This is a genomic window from Clostridium sp. AF27-2AA, assembly GCF_003478505.1.
GTDB lineage: Bacteria > Bacillota > Clostridia > Lachnospirales > Lachnospiraceae > Brotaphodocola.
On sequence record NZ_QUFI01000002.1, the window covers coordinates 19,258 to 37,648 of the forward strand.

Below are 18,391 nucleotides of genomic sequence, written 5' to 3' on the forward strand. Positions count from 1 at the left end.
CCTTGAATCCTGATTAGTGTTTTGGGATGTCCTCATACTGTCTTACATACTCACTTTCCGTTTTATCATATAATAACACCTGATTACGGTTGGCATATACCATGCCGAGCTCCTCTGTAGCTACCTTGTAGATGTGATCCAGATCCATGTCGGTATTAATGCGGGTCTGCAGCGCGTCATTCTCGGAACAAAGCTGCTCCAACTGCTGTTCCAGACCCTCAATGCTATGAATCTTTGCAGTCATGGAGGACTGCACATGCAGATAGCCCACGCAGATATAAAGCGCGCAGACTGCTGCCAGCGTCAGCATGAGCACATAGGGCAGATCCATCTGAAGTGCCTTTTCCTGATTTCTTCTGACAGTATGGCTCATATTCTGGCGGTACTGCACCACTCTCCGTTCTCTTGTGCGTTCCCTCTCTGCTGCCATATCTCTGGCGGCAGTTCCGTACACATAGCTCTGTCTCCCTGCTGCTCTGTGCGAAGCCATACTCATTCCTCCTTTTTTCTCTTGCGCAGCTTTGTATTCTGTTCTTTTGTTTTTCTCTATGCTCTTTCAAATACCCGAAGCTTGGAGCTCTTCGAGCGCTTATTGTATTCGAGTTCTTCTTCCCCAGGCACGATCGGTTTTCTTGTAATGACCGTACCCTTGCTCTTTCTGCCGCACATGCATACCGGAAATTCCGGCGGGCAGATACATGGGTTTTCGTTATCCCTGAAACGTTTTTTTACGATCCGGTCCTCCAGGGAATGGAAGGTGATGATGCTTAACCGTCCGCCCGGATTTAAAAGATCGATCATGGTGTCGATGGATCGGTTCAATACATCCAGTTCATGGTTTAACTCAATGCGGATGGCCTGGAATGTACGCTTGGCCGGATGACCGCCCGTAGCCCGGATCTTCGCCGGAATCGCTGCCTTGATCGTCTCAATGAGCTCTCCGGTTGTCTCGTAAGGCTTTTCCTGGCGTCTCTGCACAATGTGCTTTGCGATATTCTTTGCGAAGCGGTCTTCCCCATAGTCACGAATGATGTGGTAAAGCTCCGTCTCGCTGTAGGTGTTGACGATGTCTGCCGCAGTCTGGGTATTTCGCTGGTCCATACGCATATCAAGCGGCGCGTCTTCCCGGTAAGTAAAGCCTCTTGACGCTGTATCCAGCTGATAGGAAGAAACCCCCAGGTCCAGATAGATGCCGTCTACCTTCTCAATGCCAAGGTCATGAAGCACGGAAGCAATGTTTTCATAATTACTCCGGACTACGGTAACTTTGTCCGCAAACGGCTCCAGGCGTTTTGTGGCCGCCGCGATGGCATCCGCGTCCTGGTCGATGCCGATCAGGCGTCCGTGTTTCCCAAGACGGCTACATACCTCATAGGCATGTCCGCCTCCGCCGAGGGTTCCATCTACATAAATGCCGTCCGGTTTGATATTCAGACTGTCAACCGTTTCATATAGTAATACTGATTTATGCTCAAATGCCATTTTAAATTCCAAGACCCTCCATGTTTTCTGCAATTTCTTCCATATCGTCGTAGGTATTCGACTGATTCCAGTTATCTCTGCTCCAGATCTCAATCCGGCTTCCTACACCGACTAATACTGCGTCTTTATCGATCCTGGCAAATTCCCTTAAAACGGCCGGAAGCAAAATCCGTCCCTGTTTATCTACTTCACAGGTGGTAGCGCCCGCAAGGAAAAAGCGGGAAAACTTTCGCGCGTTCGCGTTGGTAAGAGGCAGAGCGTTCAGTTTTTCTTCCAGAGCTTTCCACTCGGTATTTTCATAAACGAATAAACAGCCATCGAGCCCTTTCGTTACTACGAATTCGTCTCCAAGCTGTTCCCTGAATTTGGAAGGGACAATCAGCCTTCCCTTCGCGTCCACTGTATGATTGTATTCGCCCATGAACATAATCAATCACCTGTTGCCCTGTTGTTTCATACCCGTGTACCGCAACCACTCTTGCGCCATTTTAAACCACTTTGTGCCACTTTCCACCACTTGTACCATAAGTTTAGTACATGCGTAAGAAAATAGCAAGGTTTTTTTCACAAAAAAGACTGGTAAATCAAGGAAAATCCTCAAAAAAAGAAGGACATCCACACAGCTTTTGTGGATATCCCTCTTTCCAGGGTTGTTAAACTTCTGTTAAGGTCTTTGTCAGTATCCCATGGCAATGTAAATCTCGATCAGACGGTCAAGCTCCACACTTTTTTCATAAACATAGCAGTATTCCTCCCCATCTTCGATACTGCCCTCCAGTTTTCTTCTGGCCTTCTCTATGCAAGCGACCAGCTCCTCCTTGGAAATTTCCATGCCTGCGTGTTCTCCTTCCAGGTGTAAAGTGAAACGGCTTATTCCTGTTCACACATTCTGCCTCCGCCTCACAATGATATGCGACATGTTTTACGGCATTTACCATGATTTGATCTGTACTGTGTTCCGGCTGTTACGCAGCCTGCCTATGCTTTCGTCCCCGCCATATCAGGTTTCCAGCTGCCACAAGAATAAGTACCAGCGACAGTGCCTGGGAAACCGCAAGCCCGGTTCCAAACAAAATCAGCTGATCCGTGCGCAGGTTCTCGATCCAGAAACGGCCTGTCCCATAACCAAACAGATAGATCCAGAACATCTGACCATCGTACTTTTTATACTTGCGGAACCAGAGCATAAAGATCAGAAGACACAGATTCCAGCAGGATTCGTAAAGGAACGTCGGATGCACCTGAATAAACTCCACTCCATTTTCCACAATCTTATGACTCAGGACATCCGCATTCAGCATGTTATCATTTACCAAAGAGCGCTTGATGCGCATGGCAAGCAGACTGTCCGTGTATCCTCCAAACGCCTCGCAGTTAAAGAAATTTCCCCACCGGCCGATGATCTGCCCCGTAACCAGTCCCAGCACGCCTGTATCCGCCATAGAGAAAAAGGATACTTTTTTTACACGGGTATAAACGATCATCGTGATGGCTCCCGCGATCACACCGCCATAAATGGCAAGCCCGCCGGCGCGCAGGTTAAAAATCTGAAGCAGATTTTCCTTATAATAATCCCACTCAAAAATCACATAATAAATTCTTGCACCGACAATGGAACATATGATTGCGTACAATGCAAAATCCAGATAAAGTTCCGGATCCTGCCCTCTCCGCTTTGCATCTGACTGGGCAATCCAGATGCCCGCCAGCATTCCGATTCCGATGATGATTCCATAAAACGCAATCCGGAATCCGAATACTGAAATACTGCTTTTCAGATGCTCAATCGTAATTCCAAGATGCACAAAACGGATGTCTGCTCCGTTCATAAGTTTTCTCCTTTCGATGCTGTCTTTATTTTAACGCAAACTTAGCACCAGGGCAAACAGATTCGTGCGACTTGTTTCGCCCTCGTTCGACAGCATAATTGTGTTTTTGATATTGCCGCATGAATATAATGGTATAGGCAAAGGAGAAAAAAATCAACCATATTCTTTCGTGATCAGTAACTCCACCGCCAGCCGGTCCTGCAGCCGTCCGCTCTTCACCGCTTCCTCTGTCTCCACGCAGGAATTCACATAGGAAAGGATCTGCTCCCGGCTGAACTGTCTTGCCTGGGGCATAGTCTTTCCTACCACAAAGGGCTGCATTTTTAATTTCGAAGCAATGGTTCCCTTGTCCATGCCCTTTGCCATCAGTTCCTTCACCTGCAAAAGCTGGTTAAACTGCCTTGCGATCAGGAACAGGATACGCATGGGCGGTTCCTTTAAGGTGAGAAGGTCTTCATAGAGATCCATGGCCTTCCGGGTCTGGCGGTTCACGATAGCCGCAACCATATCGAAAATGCGGTTGGTTACCTGTACGGTGCAGACGGTCATCACATCTTCATCGGTGATCACATCCCGCCCCAGGGTATAGCTGATGACCTTTTCCAGCTCCATGCGGATATTTTCCATGTCATCACCGGTCATGCTTAAAAACAGGTCCATGGTGTGGTTCGTAATCTTTTTCTGCTCTCTTGCAAGAATGCCACCTGCCCATCTGGCAAGCTGGGCGCTGTCCTGGCGGTTTAACTCCGTCGCATAGCCCATATCCTTTACCTTCTTGTAAAGACGGTTGCGCTTATCGACTTCCGTTTCCACGAACAGGAGGATGGTGGTATCCGGCATGGATGGCAGATACTGCACCAGGGCATCGGAAGCCGTCTTGAAAAAGCCGCTGTCTTCAATGAGGATCAGGCGGTGCTCCGCAAAAAACGGCATGGTGTCTGCCAGGCGGATCAGCTCGTCCACATCCAGCCCCTTGCCCTCGAAGCGGGCGAAGTTCATGGTGTCATCCCCGATGATGGCTTCTTTTAAGCGGTTCTTGTAGCTGTTCTTTAAGAACGCTTCTTCTCCGTATAACAAATAAATCTGCTTGAATTCACCGGATTTGATATCCTGGTTCAGTGTCTGCATTGCATGTATCTCCATTCTTTTTCCAAGTATCTCTTATGATACCACATGCCCTGAAAGGGAACAAGATAAAAACACCAGGGACATCGGAATGGTTATATCAGCACTGCGAAACAGGCACCGGAACTCCTTTTCGGATGTTCCGGTGCCTGTTCATATTTGCATCATTTTTGTGTAGGGTTTCTAGCGGTTCTGCTCTGCCAGAATGTTTGCGTTTCCGGTATCTTTTCCAACGTTGAACTGATCCCAGTCAAGATTCATGGTGATCTTCACGCTCTGCTCCTGGCTGTCTGCATCATTGTTGTCTTTGTTCATCACCTCGGTGGAACCGGTGGTGTAATGGCCATCTGCATCCGGATCCATGGCTACGCCCATGAACAGATCCATACGGTTATCGGTTGCCGGGCTGCAGAGGATCTCCGCATTCGCAATCGCGGTCTTCAGCACTTCCGGATCTGCGTCTTCCAGCGCGGACAGGCGTACGAACTCTACACCGCCGACAGTAAAGTAATCTTCATCACTCAGGCCCATAGCCTGTGCCAGCTTAAAGACATTCTTTCCGTTCTGGTCACCGGCCGGATGGTACTGTTCCTGGTTGATAAAGACGGCCACACCAAGCATCTTCTTTGCCGCATCTGGCAGGCTCGGCTGTTCTTCGCTTCCGACTGTAAATTTCACGTTGCTGAGCTTTGCCGCGATATCCCCCACATTCAGGATATCAGTACGGAAGGCCTGTGCGTAACCCGGATACATCTTATTCACGGTAATCTCGATCTGGTCACTGCCGTTGGTGTTGGCGGTCGTGTATTCGCCTACATCTTTTTTGATGGTTGCCGCATCCACCAGCTCTGCGTTAAAATCCACGGTGTTATAATTTTTCGCGTTTTCCCGGTACTGTTCGATGGAGCCGTCCTTCGCGATCGTATTGTAATTGGTTCCTCTCATAAAGAAATCATCTGCCACATATCCGGTATCTCCGATGCCGTCCACGATGCTCCAGCTATCGGTCTTGGTCTCATTAGCGTACTGGGCATAGAGGCCGAGGTCCGCAAAGGTTACCTCCAGATCACCGGTGGTTGCTTTTGTTGTCACATTCAGGGTATCGGTCCAGTATGCGTAGCCGGTGCCGGTCAGAATGAGGGATAATGCCACAATACCTCCGGCCATCGGTTTTCTTCCTGTCTTTCTCATAATGGAATCCTCCTTTTTTCATGAATGCTTACTTTTCGCTCACAACCACAGTATATACAGAAAATCCGTTTTCTGAATCCCTCTTTCGATGCCTCTTTTCTGCCACTTCCGCTTCCATTATATTCCACCTTCCGGACCCTCATCTTCCGCCAAAGGAGCATTCGGCATTTCGAGGACATACTCATAACAGACCGTATCCCCGGACACCAGAAAATGTCCCTGCTTTGGTACCCCGTCCGCATCCGCTACATACAAAACCGGACAGCGCAGATCCTCCGATATCTGGACCAGACTGTCCAGTCTGCTAAGACGGATCACGCTTTTTCCCTCCGTTTCCGGCAGTGATTCCACCTCAAAAAGCTGGCTTCCATACTTTTTTAACAGTCCGTGCATGCGGCGCTCCCAGAGTTCCAGAGCATCCGCTTCCCGGGTCATCCACAGCACAAACCAGATCAGAGCTGTGCCAGCGAAGATTCCGGCTGCCCCGACCGCGATTCTTTTTCCCCGGACAGGCAGGATTCTGGTCTCCGTTTGTGTAATCTGCCCGGCTTTCACGTCCGGCTGTGGCGGACTGATTTCATAAAAGCTCCCCTGGGTTGCCAGTGGAATCTCCATCTGACAGGAGAAGGGTTCGTCCACAGTCTTTCCGCCTGCGCTTACTGCAAAGCTTCCCTCAAACACCAGAAATAAAGCTTTGGACACACTGCCACCCAGGATCCGGTCTGCGGCCTCCGCCCGCTCCAGATAGTCGGATGGGCGGATCTGCAGTGTCATCTCCAGCATCCCGGTCCCCGGCTGTCCTGCCACGGCTGCTGCCTGCTGTCCTGACCGTACGGATTCGTCCATTATTTTCTGCTCTGCCGGTAAAGATACTTCCGCATTTTTTTCTTCCCTCAGCACTTCAATCTGCTCATACACTGTTCTTTTGCTGTCACCGGACATCTGGTATCCGGTCATCACCGCACGAACACTTCCCTGCCCCGTAATCTGTATCTGCTGATCCACTCCAGACGATGTTTCGCACTGTCCACCAGATTCGTTCTCCTGTCTGCTTCCGTTTTTCTGTTCCACTGTGTTCTCTGTCATGTCACCTGAAATCTCTGCCCTCGCCGAAAAAGTCAGTTCCACATAATCAGTCAGGTTCACCGAGCAGACCTGCCCTGCTTCCAGCCATTCTGTTTCATAGAGACTGTTCGGTATGAGATGAACCCGCGCGGTTCCTTCCGTGCGCACCTCATAATCCGCAATCACCGTTTCCCGGGTTTTCTGCTGCCTGCGCACGCCACTCCAGATTCCGATTCCTCCCGCCAGAATCAGAATCGCACCTGCAAAGGCTGCTCCACGCCGCAGACAGCACGGCCAGGACAGGCCGAAAAACACAGCTTCCGTTTCCTCCATTCACTTCACCTCCCGCTATCTTCCGCTCCCGTCATCACACCCTCCGGTGCTTCCCTGCCTCCCTTTAACAGCAGCACACCAAGACCGGCTTTCGGCACTACGCCCACTACAATGCCGTTGACATCCTTTGGAAGCACCGCCTGGGCATCCTCCGAAGGATTGTTGTCTCCCCGGGTGCCAAATGAAACATTACCTGCTTCATCCAGCAGGATTTCCACAATCCGGTGCGTGATGGTATAATCCTCCCGGCTGAAGTTGATCACATCCGATTCCTTCAGATCATAAATTTCTGCTTCTTTCGTAATTTTACGGATCAGCACCACATCCCCGGGGTAAATGCCCGGTTCCATGCTTCCGGTCAGCACCACCGAAGGGTAGACTGGAAACACGCCGACACAGAACCAGCAGCACGCTACCGCTGCCGCCAGACCGGCAAAGGAACGGTACAGATCGCCCGGCGTGCTTCGTCCGCTGCCCCGGCTCATTCCATGTTCCGTTACACATCTGTCCCGGAGCCACAACACAAACAGAACCGGATAAGCCACCTTCACAGCACTCTCCACCAGCCACGGAAGCTGGGGCAGATACGGGAATACGCGTTGGAACAGCTCCGGCACCGCGCTGTAGATCAGTCCGGCCCGCCATCCGCCGTAATATGCCAGACTGGAAAGCGCTGCGCTGTTCGCGATGGCAGGAAACACCTGCTGCACCAGAAAGAAAAACAGCGATTTTCCATCCTGCACCAGAAGGGCCCGGTTCAATGGAATCTCCGTCAATGCCAAGAGTAGCGTGAAACACACACGAAACAAGGATGCCACGACTCCGCGCCGCTTTCTCAGCCGGTAAATGGTTCCGATTCCATATGCCCTCGTATATTCCCGGAATGCCAGAGACAAAAAAGTCCCCACTGCATTGCCTGCAAGCCCCAGCGGCGAATGGTCATAGGGCGAAGCCGCAAGACTCTTTAACACCACACCCATGCCATACCGGATAGCAAGATAAATTCCAGCACCGGACCAGACATAGCCCTGCACCGCCATCTGCTGCCGCAGGCTGCCCGGTACATGAATCTGTGGCAGAAGCTGGTATACCGCAAACAAGGTCAGTGCCCAGTATCCCGCCGGAATCCAGAGGCTTGTCCCAAACCAGTGGGAAACTACCGGAAGCGACGGAATCCACAGAACAAGAAGGAGCTGGAACACATGCCAGCCATACCGCCGCTTTCTCCGGTATCTGTTTTCAGACTGCCCGGCATATTTCTGCTCCGGCATCCTTCTGTCGCCTGAATTTATCAGATTTTCTGTCCGGTGCACATGCTCCGCGCTCATATCTGCAGCTCCGTTTCTGATGACTCCATACCTGTTGCAGCTTCCATTTCTTCTGTAACCTCGACGTTTTCTTTATCCTCTGTGATTTTCACAGTCTCTTCCTCTGTTTCTTCCTCGACTTCTACCTCCACCGACCAGACTATCGCAAAATCTTCCTTCACCCCGATACGCTCTGTCCAGTATCCGTAAGACGCGTGGGCCGCGCCCAGAAGCATGATCACCACCACGGCCATCACGGTCGCTCCTTTCTCCGTCACGTTTCCTCGCCTCCTTCCGATTCCGCTTTGTTACTTTCTGCTTCCTTCCAAACCTGTTTCTGTCCCAGATCCCCAATCGTTTCCACTGCCCCGGCCTGATCGAGATACAGACTGCATTTCAGGGAATAGACCACCACAACCCCTGTATCCGTACCGATGGATTCGCCGTCCGCCACCGTCAGGTCTTCCGGCAGTTCCATTCCATCCAGCGGCTCTGGCACCAGCTGCTCCCATTCCGCTTCGGTCATTGCCAAAGCATCCGGCCAGGATTCCAGCACATCCTGTCCCTCATCTTCCAGAGAAAGCGTGATGCGCCCGCTGATTTCATCGTCCTGCTCCACGGTTTCGGTTCTGACACGGCAGGAAAGCGGCTTTTCAAAAGGGTACGCCAGATATTCGGGCAGTAAAAATGTCTCTCCCCCGGATACGAACAGAACCTGTTCCGGTTCCATCCGCAGTTCCGATTCCTGCACAGATCCTCCGGCTGCCTGAACCGTACCGTCCGCCCCGCACTCCAACGGGAACTCCAGCCGCAGCGAGCCGCCCAGGGACAGCATCTCTGCCAGAATGCCGCTGGCAATCCGAAATTCCGCCTCGTTCTGTCCATCTCCTGTGGTCAGCACTGCGCCACATTCTTCCACAGTTTCTCCCTCTGCATCCAGAAGCCAGGCCTCCGGCTCCGTTTTCCCGGACACTGCCATATGAAATGCTCCGGTTCCCAGATCTATCCGGCTCTCCAGCCGGTCTGTCCAGGAGGCATAAACCGTCCCCATCCCGCCAAGACACAGTGCCAGGGCTGCCATGGTAAAAACATAACCCTTTTTCCGTTTTTTTCTGCCTCTTCTCATAGCTGCTTCTCCTTTATTTCCTGCTCCAGCACCCCAGGCAGATTCCGGCTGGCAAAGAGCACCGCCTCCACCCGGTTTTCCAGACAGAGCTTTCCCAGAATACTGGTGATATGCTTTTTCACAGTTCCCTCCGAAATAAACAGCTTCTGCCCGATCTTCGCATTGGAATACCCACGGCTTAAAAGCTTTAAAACCTCCAGCTCCCGGCCTGTCAGGCCACCCAGCTTTTTCTTTTCCTGTTCTTCCTCCTCCATGGATTCTATAAGTCCGGAGGAATAAAATCTTCCGCCCCGCTCCACGACCTTCAGTCCATACAGAATCTCATCCAGAAAGGCATCCTTCTGGACACAACCTTCTATTCCAAGCTCCCTGGCCTGCTCGAAATCGTGGTTTTTCAGGTCCGACGCAATCAGCATCACTTTCACCGGCTTGCCCTGCTCCCGCAGCCACCGCACAAACGAAAAGCCGCTTTCCCGCTTCAATTTCAAGTCCACAAAAGCCATATCCACCTGGCTCTTTTCCACACAGGCCACCGCCTCCTTCACATTTCCCGCCTGCAGCACCTGCTCCTCCGGCCGATACATGCGGATCACGGATTCCAGCCCCTGGCGTGACAGCGGATAGTCATCCAGTACCAGGATCATACTGATACTCCTCCCTTCTTTTTTCAGATCAGACGCAGGCCGCGTCTTTTACATATTTTTATATGCAAATAACTGACCAGACATGCAAAAAGGACTGCCAGAAAATTTCTGCATTTTCTGACAGTCCCTCTGCAAATTCTATGAAATTATTTTCTCCAGCTCATTCTCTTCCCGCAATCAGCCGGTAAAACAGAGCAGAAAACAGGCAGAGCAGGACAATGGACAGGACGACACAATCCAGCTGAAAGAGCCATGCACACATACTGATATGATTCCGTATTGCACATGGCTCTTCCTTTTTTATCCATATTCTATTTCATTTTCACCATACATCGCTTCTTAAAGAATGAAATGCCGTAGCAAAGGATCTGGTCATAATCCTCTTCATATTCCTTTGCGTACATGCGGTCATCTATCTGTGCCAGCGCCTCGTCACATTCCGGTTCCAGCTTTTCCAGTATCTTTGTATACTTGGCCTCAAATATAGCCACCCGTCCATTGACCGGATCATAAACCACCACATCACTGCGGCCTTCCCCGTGCTCCTTATTGGAATCCACCATATATCCGGCTCCGGTAAAAATTCCGGCCAGAAACGCATGATAAAAGTCTTCCCGGTAGTCGTGGTAGCTGATGGTTCTTCTCAGAAGTGCGTTCATTGCTTTCGTGACGCCCTCACTGTCTCCGCTCCAGACTGCATCAAACAGGCTTGTCCGGTTCCATGTCCTGGCACTGTCGTCAAACCAACGGATAATGGTAGTTTCAAAAATCTCCCGGATTTCCTCATTTGGAATCATCAGGGCTGTTGTACCTTCCGGCACTTCTCCCGCAAAATCACAGTTCCTTGCACGGGTCAGATATCCGGTCAGATAAAGGATGCTCCAGAGATTATCCTCTGAGGAATGCAGATAATCATAAGTCAGGTTTTCATCAATCCGCTGTACGATACACCCACCAGATAACAAAGTCTCCAGCTTCTTTGTAATACTGCTTCCCGCGTAATCAATAAACGAACGGATGATTGCGTTGTCACTGGTATTCTTCCAGTAACTGTCAGGTTTGGCATTGGGATTATGTTGCAGTTCCAGTATGTAATTCATCACATCCCATGGACAATACACATCAAAATCACCGAAATGATAACCGTCATACCATTCCTTAATCGTTTCTGCCTGCTCCTGTACATCTGCATCTGCAAGAATCTGATCCACTTCACTCTGTACGAAACCGAAATACTCATTCAGGCGGGAATCTGCGATGGTATCCGAAACAAAATTGTTTGTCCCGGTAAAAATGCTTTCCTTTGCAATTCGCAGACAACCTGTAATAAATGCAAACCGAAGTGACGGATTATCTTTCAAAGCCTGCATAAGGCCTTTCATCACATCCAGCATCTCATTGTAATAGCCATTACTGTTCGCCTTCGCAATGGGAACATCATATTCATCAATTAGAAGAATCACAGGTTTACCATAATAAACCTGGAGCATTCCGATAAGCAATAGAAGACTGCCCTTTAATTCCGTTACAGATGCATTTCCGCTCAGAATCTGGTTCATGCTTTCTTTATCGTAGATGCTGATCTTATCGCTGTCGAGTAGATACAAATGCTGCTTATATAGATTTGCAATGGCCAGATTCAGCATCCCACAAGCCGCTGAAAAATTCAGGCCATCCACCTGACGGAACGACACAAATACCGTAGGCCACTGGTTCATCCACTTTTCGCATAGGCCCTGATCCTTTGTAATTGCAAGGCCCTCAAATAATGCTCTGCTGTTTTTTCGTATGTCAAAAAAGGTATCCAGCATACTCATGGCAAGGGTTTTGCCAAATCGGCGCGGACGGGTAATCAGCGTAACCTTTGTTGCTGTTGTCTTAAGAAGTTCACCGATCAATGCGGTCTTATCCACGTAGTAATATCCATTCTGCCGGATCTCCGCGAAATCTGAAACTCCCACAGGAATGCTTAAAGATTTCATCCCGCTGCTCTCCTTTCCGTTTGCTGGTATCATGGTGACACGCTGCAGTCTCTGATCTATCCAATGCAGCGCATCTATAGTTCCATGATACCACAAACCTTTTATTCCTACAATTCTTATGTTTCAGTTCCTGCGTTACTGAAACTTCCTAACCCGCCACTTTCTGCGTTCTCGGGTCTGGATATTCTTTCAATGTCAGCCAGTATCCATGCTTTCCCTTGGGCTGATATTGAATATACCCACCTCTGCGCAGTTCATTCATCCGGGTAATAATCACCCCCGTAGTCCTTCCCATTTTCTGTGCAATCTTTTTGGCCGTCATTGCAGGTTCTTCTCTCAGAATATCAGAAACCATCTTCCGATCCAGCATTCTTCCCCGTTCCGTTGTCGGATCAAAGGGATAATCCAGAAATACTCTGACCTGATCCTGCTCTTTTCCCAGAATCTGGGAAAGAGCTGTTTTTTCTACGTTGCTGATTCCTGCTATATGAAGCGAATTGAAGCAGACCTCCAGTTGCCACTCATGCACAATAATATGCTCAACATTCCGAAGCATCTGTCCCGCAGTGGCTTTTTCCACGCCTCCCTGTTCCAGACGGGCCTTAATCTGCTCCAGACGCCCTGCAATATTTTTCCGTTCCTGCTCCCCTTCCTGCAGTTTTTCTAATTGACATTCAATTTCCTGAAGCCGTGATTCTAACTGTCGGTTCATTACCTGATAATCCGCATCGGCCACAATCCCAGCCAAAAGCTTTTCCAGCAATAGCTGTTTTTTCTTCCGAACGGATTCTCTCTCTGTTTTCAGATCCCGGCATTTCTGTTCCGATGGATTCCGGCTCATAACCCGTTCCAGAAGCTGAATGGTTTTCTGTATGATGCTTTCTTTCTCCTGCAGCTGAATCTGGTAATACTTTCCGCTCAGCTGTTCCAATAGCTGGTACACCACGTCCTCACGCAGATGAATGTTATCACAGCCTTGCTCATCTGCCAGCAGCCTGCTGGTCTTTCTCTGACTGTCCCTGCGATTATGATTTTTTCGGCCAATATTTATGTACGCACTGCATTTCCACTCATATACAATTTCTTCCGGGTCACGATAACCCCTGCGCCATGTCCGGTAATAGGGCTTTCCACAGCATCCACATATCAGAATTCCTGACAAATTATATTTTCCCGGATTGCTGCCTTTTGGATAGTATCCATTTTGATGCTTCGCCGCAGCCCGCGCATCCATGGCTGCATTCGCTTCCGCCCACAATGCTTCATCCACAATAGCAGGTACTACGTGCTCTACATAAATCCACTGATCTTCTGGATTGTGAATAAGACTCTTCGTATCAAAATCAAAATGTGTTCGGTTTAGGATCATGTCCCCTTTATAAAGCGGATTTCTCAAGATGCGCCTTACCGTTGTCTCTGTCATAAACAGGCCATTCTTACTGCGGATGCCCTTTTCCTGCAGCAAATTGGCAATCACCCGGCTTCCATAACCAGCTGCGCAAAGTCGGTAAATTTCCCGAACCACCTCGGCCTGTTCCTCAATTACAGTAACGGACCCATCTGGCTCTTTCTTCAATGCGTAGGTTTTATTAGTCAGCATCATCCGACCGCCGTTCTTCTGACGATGTCGATGCGCATTATTGATTTTCTTACTTAATTCCCGGCTGTATTCCTCTGCCATAATTGCTTTGATACCGGAAATCAGTGCATCCTCCGGAGAATAAAACTTATTTTCCAGATATAAATACAGCTGTTTTCCGTTCTTCTGCATCCGTTCAATAAACACATACCAGTCCTTTGTGTTGCGCATGAGTCTGTCCTGACTCTTAATCACAATCACATCAAACTGATCTGATTGCATTTGATCGAAGAGGCGAAGATACTCTCTTCGCCCCTCTGCAGTTGTGCCGCTTCGTGATTCCACAAACGAATCCACCAGCAGCCAGTGATTCCGCTTCACGGCCTCTTTGGCTTCGATGACCTGCTTAGCCAGCGCATCAACCTGGCTCTCCTCTTCGGTGCTGCAGCGACAGTAGATCACGGCGCGCAAAATGCTCATGACGCGTCACGCTCCTTGAGAAGCTGTAGGAAGCGTAGTTCTTCATCATGTTGAATCAAGTTTTCTTCATAAAGAATCTTAGCGATCGTTTCAAAAATCTCCATATTTTTCTCCTTTTTTGTTCATTTCCTACTTTTATGCTTATGCCGCAATATCTCTGCTAGTTCTTGTATGTCATAGCTTTATTTATCGATTTACAACACCTTGAATATTTGAACCGAATTTCATCATCTATCTTTTCCTGCTCCTCCCACGATAAATTTTGGATGTTGATATCGACTTTTTCGTTAGGCAAAGTTCCTAACGCCTGTTTTACTTTTAAATTTTTTGTATTCAGCAAAATGCACTGACATTGATCATCCTCATCATACCCTGTCGGATACCATAATGCATAATCGAAAAGACCATCTGTCCTTTTTTTCCCTAATATTATTTCGTGCGCATGAAGTTTTCCCAAAAGCCCATTCAGCATTTTGATATTTGCAAAATTCATCTTTTCTATTTCCCTCTGAATTTCCTTCTCCAATTTTTTCAGAAAAACATCCCTCTTTGCAAAAAGAACTTCTTCATCATTTTCAAGTTTCTCCAAACCTGGAAGTTCTTTAAGCTCATTCAGATACAAAGCATCCGTTTTTTCTGGCATCAAAAATCCATATTCAAGGTATCGGTCCTGCTTATACAACGCCGATGTCAAAAAGCATTTAGCTTTTTTTATAATCAGTTTTTTCAATACTCTCTCCGTTGCTATTTCAAAAATATCGTCCGGACTAATCAACATATCCTCAGTGTTCTTTACCGTTTTCATCAAATCAGCTGAATCCAGCTTCCAGTTAGTTCCCAAATAAGCTGCATACTGTACCCAAAGTCCATGACAAAGTGTCAGCATATTTCTTGCAGTTTTTAATCTTGCTGCGCCTTGTTTTTGGCTCATTGCAAGCTTACTTTTATCTAGTTTCTTAAAACTTTCAGCTTGCTGTGACAACCCTCCATTATTCCATTGATGCGCAAGAAATTGTATGAATCCCACCATGCTACCGACCAAATATTCCGGATGTTCTTGCAACACATTCAAAGATTCTGAACCAATCCTCGTATTAACAAAGTTTCCGATGTCAAGAAACACACATCGTGAAATCGATGATTTTTCCAAATCAATGACTTCACCAGTTATAACCAGTCCCGCTTTTACCTCCCGGCCTTGATATTTTCTTTTTCTCCGAAAAGCATCTGTTAACCGGAAAGAAAATACACTGCGGATGATCGTATCCAGATTCCTTCTTAACTTCTCTCGTTGTGAATAAACTCGTTCGTTTTTTGCATCATCAAGAATAAAATTCAATCCTTGATGTTCCTGCAGTATCTCCCCAAGATCTCCTGTAGAAGCATTTGCAGAAGCCAGACTTTCAAATTCTGACCTAAGTTTTTCTTTATTTACATAACTAGCCAGGTTTATTGCTATTTCTGTTTTTCCACTTCCAGGAGTACCATAAAGCCAAAGAATTATACCTTGCCCATGTGATGTGCTCTGTTGCCAAATCGGATATAGCAGTGCAGCAACATTCGTAATCAGCACCGGATATAATACTTTTGGCATACTTGCAATCACAACTGAAAGCCTAAAAAAATCATTTGTTATCGCCTCCGAATTGGACTCGAAATGTTTTTTGAAACCAACCTCATACTTTCCATTCTCCTTGCCATATTCTATTGAATTTTCGCTTACTACACAGTCGGAAAAATGGAACTCCCATTCTCCTTTCTCGTTTTTCTGCCATCCTAATTCCAATTTTTCTTCTTTCAACTCCGATTCTCTCCTTTTGTTTAATTGAGGCCTCTGAACGTAGTATAGCGAAATTGCATCATTTCCTTAACAATAAAAAAGCGTCGATTTTTCCCATATAAGAACTAAATAGTCCTTTATACAAGGAAAAATCGACGTTTTTTTATTGCGAGTCTTCGAAAATTTTTAATAATTTTTCAATTTCTACGTTTTTACCATTGGAATTCTGCAATCTTTTTTCTAATTTCTTAATAACCTCATCGACTGATTCACTTTTCTCAATCTCGACCTTTCTCAACATTTGATAATTTTCTAATATCAAAATAAAATTCACTTTCTTCTGAAAGTATGCCCCCCATTCATCCAACTCCCCCAATAACCTATATATAATTTTTTCATAGTCCTTTTGAGAAACGTCTTTCAATGGATGTTTTACACATTCTAATACAAGATCTAAACAGGCGATGTTATAACTTCCATCTAGTTTTCTATCTCTTTTTTCAAAATCCATACTATCAAAAATTTTCAGTAAATATTCAAAAGAGTATGTCTCAGCAAATTTCTGATAATCCATTTCTTCTATTTTTCCAGTTTTAATAAATTCACCATCTAACGCTTCTTCATTGATAATGCAAAATGCATGCCTTTCCGCAATTCGAAAACGCAAAAATTCGTTCATCATGTTTGCATATCTACTGCATTTCATATCCAAATTTTCATACATTATCTTTTTTAACTCAGATGAACATCGTCCTCCCTGGTATTTCACTTTAGGCAATACATTTTTTTCAAAATATTTCTTTACATTTTTTTCAAAGAAATTGACACAGTGACTTTCAAGTATATCCTTAACTATATGCTGCTTTCTCTCCCGTTCTGTACATATATATATTTTGACAAACTCAAGTGCATTACAATTTTCAAATTTTTCAAAAAATTCTTTATCTTTTCCATTCAAAGCAGATAGCTTTATCTCCTCACATCCAATTCCTTTCTCATAAATCATTGGGATGGAATACGGAATTAAGTCCATTAATTCTGCTTTTAAATCATCGTATTCCTGTAAAATACCATTTTTTTTATTCTCTTCAAATTTTAAAAGAATATCATACATTACAAACGCAGCTCTTTTCTCATCGTTAAAATCCGGCATTTGCAACTTATAAACCATATTTACACAAGATTTTGCCGTATTAAAAATGAATTGACCATTCTTTGTTGTCATATAAAGCTCAACTAATTTTTCATAAGTTTTGTTGTTATCATCAGCAGATAACCATTGCAATAATGATGTAAATTTATCTCTCAAATTCTTCGAGTTAATTGCAAAATCTGGCTTGATACCAGTTTCCTCAAACTGCAAATTTAATGTCTCAGCTATCTTAGTAAAATCCATTGACCAACGTTGAATCTCTCTAATGCTACTTATTTGCGTCATCTACTTTCCACTCCCCCATTCGAATTTAATATTATTTTTTATATCATATCACATTTTCCCCAGCTGAATCATTATATTTCAATCATACCCTTATGCCACCTGCACCGTAAACCTGCTGCTCTGATTCACCTGCAGATACTTCTTATAAATTTCTGGTTGTTCTGCCTTAAGCTTTTTTGTGTTCACACGCTGGGAATCAACCATCTGCCAGGAAACCTGATACCGTTCACTGTTAGCAAAACTATGACCATCCATAAACAGCTTGACTTCCTGCTCAATCTGAGTTTTTTCCTGTTCCAACTGTTTTATTTTCTCTGCAATCGCCTGCCTTCGATCCAATTTGTTCTCCATATCTGTCGTTAATGTTACTGCACCTTCGTTGTCTGATTCACGAAAGTACGCCTCCAGTACAGCACTACTGGAATCCGATCCATCAGGCAGCGGTATCCTTTTCGGCACAACACAGCCATTCCAGAAATCCTCTTCCAACGCAATGATCTGATTTACAAATGTTTCATCCCACTCTATCTTCGAATAAATAAATTTCTGTCCAAAGATCAAAGCTGCAATATACCAGCACCGCTTTCCTGTCACGATCATATAATGATAGCATTGAACCAGATAATGAAGCGGCACTGCACCATCCTCCCACTTATCTGCACTATACGGACTCACAGTCTTACATTCCAGACCAGCATCCTCACCCACAATCAGCCGATCCACATCTGCATACATAAACGGATAATCTGTGCTCCAGTACATCTTATTGGATTTCCGCACTTTCAATCCCGTCTCTTCCATAAATCTCTGTGCCACATACTCTTCCAGTTCCCGTCCCTGACGCATAGCCTCGTTGTCCGATACGTCGATAGTATCTGATGTTTTCTCGTAATAAACTGCCATCGGACTTCTATAAGGATTCAGTCCACAGACGGCTCCTGCATCTGATCCACCAATCCCGCCCTTCCGTAATTGCAGCCATGCTTCCCGCTCCATTCCTAAAGTCGATATGATTTTACACATATGCTTC

Annotated in this window: 17 protein-coding genes; all 17 read right to left on the reverse strand. The window is 46.6% G+C overall.

Annotated features, from left to right (window positions below; all coding sequences use genetic code 11):
* Positions 1-13: 13 nt before the first annotated feature.
* Positions 14-490 carry a cell division protein FtsL gene (locus DWY84_RS01740; RefSeq protein WP_347560741.1) on the reverse strand — a complete coding sequence of 159 codons (477 nt, stop codon included), beginning with the start codon at positions 488-490 and terminating at the stop codon, positions 14-16.
* A 56-nt stretch (positions 491-546) separates the two neighbouring features.
* A complete protein-coding gene (rsmH, locus tag DWY84_RS01745) occupies positions 547-1,482 on the reverse strand; it encodes a 16S rRNA (cytosine(1402)-N(4))-methyltransferase RsmH (protein ID WP_118530321.1) in 936 nt (311 codons plus the stop codon).
* Between the two features lies 1 nt (position 1,483).
* Positions 1,484-1,909, reverse strand: a complete 426-nt coding sequence (gene mraZ, locus DWY84_RS01750) for a division/cell wall cluster transcriptional repressor MraZ (RefSeq protein WP_118530323.1) — start codon at positions 1,907-1,909, stop codon at positions 1,484-1,486.
* A gap of 249 nt (positions 1,910-2,158) precedes the next feature.
* A complete protein-coding gene (locus DWY84_RS01760) occupies positions 2,159-2,314 on the reverse strand; it encodes a Spo0E family sporulation regulatory protein-aspartic acid phosphatase (protein WP_118530327.1) in 156 nt (51 codons plus the stop codon).
* 133 nt (positions 2,315-2,447) lie between these two features.
* A complete protein-coding gene (gene lgt, locus DWY84_RS01765; protein ID WP_118530329.1) occupies positions 2,448-3,311 on the reverse strand; it encodes a prolipoprotein diacylglyceryl transferase in 864 nt (287 codons plus the stop codon).
* Positions 3,312-3,464: 153 nt separating this feature from the next.
* The gene (gene holA, locus DWY84_RS01770) at positions 3,465-4,439 is read right to left on the reverse strand and encodes a DNA polymerase III subunit delta (RefSeq protein WP_118530331.1); all 975 of its coding nucleotides are present in this window, start codon (positions 4,437-4,439) and stop codon (positions 3,465-3,467) included.
* Between the two features lie 180 nt (positions 4,440-4,619).
* On the reverse strand, positions 4,620-5,627 hold the full coding sequence (locus DWY84_RS01775; RefSeq protein WP_118530333.1) for a SipW-dependent-type signal peptide-containing protein: 1,008 nt from the start codon (positions 5,625-5,627) through the stop codon (positions 4,620-4,622).
* 117 nt (positions 5,628-5,744) lie between these two features.
* Positions 5,745-7,025, reverse strand: coding sequence for a DUF5305 family protein (locus DWY84_RS01780; RefSeq protein WP_118530335.1), 1,281 nt, complete (start codon positions 7,023-7,025; stop codon positions 5,745-5,747).
* A gap of 5 nt (positions 7,026-7,030) precedes the next feature.
* Complete coding sequence (locus DWY84_RS01785; protein ID WP_118530337.1) at positions 7,031-8,353, reverse strand: signal peptidase I; 1,323 nt, start codon at positions 8,351-8,353, stop codon at positions 7,031-7,033.
* Positions 8,350-8,610 (reverse strand): hypothetical protein, encoded by a 261-nt coding sequence (locus DWY84_RS01790; protein ID WP_118530339.1) that lies wholly within the window; start codon positions 8,608-8,610, stop codon positions 8,350-8,352. Before DWY84_RS01790 ends, DWY84_RS01785 begins: the two co-directional genes overlap by 4 nt.
* Complete coding sequence (locus DWY84_RS01795; RefSeq protein ID WP_118530340.1) at positions 8,607-9,458, reverse strand: hypothetical protein; 852 nt, start codon at positions 9,456-9,458, stop codon at positions 8,607-8,609. Before DWY84_RS01795 ends, DWY84_RS01790 begins: the two co-directional genes overlap by 4 nt.
* Positions 9,455-10,102, reverse strand: a complete 648-nt coding sequence (locus tag DWY84_RS01800) for a response regulator transcription factor (RefSeq protein WP_118530341.1) — start codon at positions 10,100-10,102, stop codon at positions 9,455-9,457. Before DWY84_RS01800 ends, DWY84_RS01795 begins: the two co-directional genes overlap by 4 nt.
* A 311-nt stretch (positions 10,103-10,413) precedes the next feature.
* Entirely contained in the window at positions 10,414-12,084 is a 1,671-nt protein-coding gene (locus tag DWY84_RS01805; protein ID WP_118530342.1) for an AAA family ATPase, read from the reverse strand.
* A 148-nt stretch (positions 12,085-12,232) separates the two neighbouring features.
* The gene (locus DWY84_RS01810; protein WP_118530344.1) at positions 12,233-14,143 is read right to left on the reverse strand and encodes a recombinase family protein; all 1,911 of its coding nucleotides are present in this window, start codon (positions 14,141-14,143) and stop codon (positions 12,233-12,235) included.
* A 160-nt stretch (positions 14,144-14,303) separates the two neighbouring features.
* Positions 14,304-15,944 carry an ATP-binding protein gene (locus tag DWY84_RS17325; protein WP_178716413.1) on the reverse strand — a complete coding sequence of 547 codons (1,641 nt, stop codon included), beginning with the start codon at positions 15,942-15,944 and terminating at the stop codon, positions 14,304-14,306.
* A 142-nt stretch (positions 15,945-16,086) separates the two neighbouring features.
* Positions 16,087-17,361, reverse strand: a complete 1,275-nt coding sequence (locus tag DWY84_RS01820) for a hypothetical protein (RefSeq protein WP_118530345.1) — start codon at positions 17,359-17,361, stop codon at positions 16,087-16,089.
* A gap of 90 nt (positions 17,362-17,451) precedes the next feature.
* Positions 17,452-18,384, reverse strand: coding sequence for a lambda-exonuclease family protein (locus DWY84_RS01825; protein WP_118530346.1), 933 nt, complete (start codon positions 18,382-18,384; stop codon positions 17,452-17,454).
* Positions 18,385-18,391: the final 7 nt, after the last annotated feature.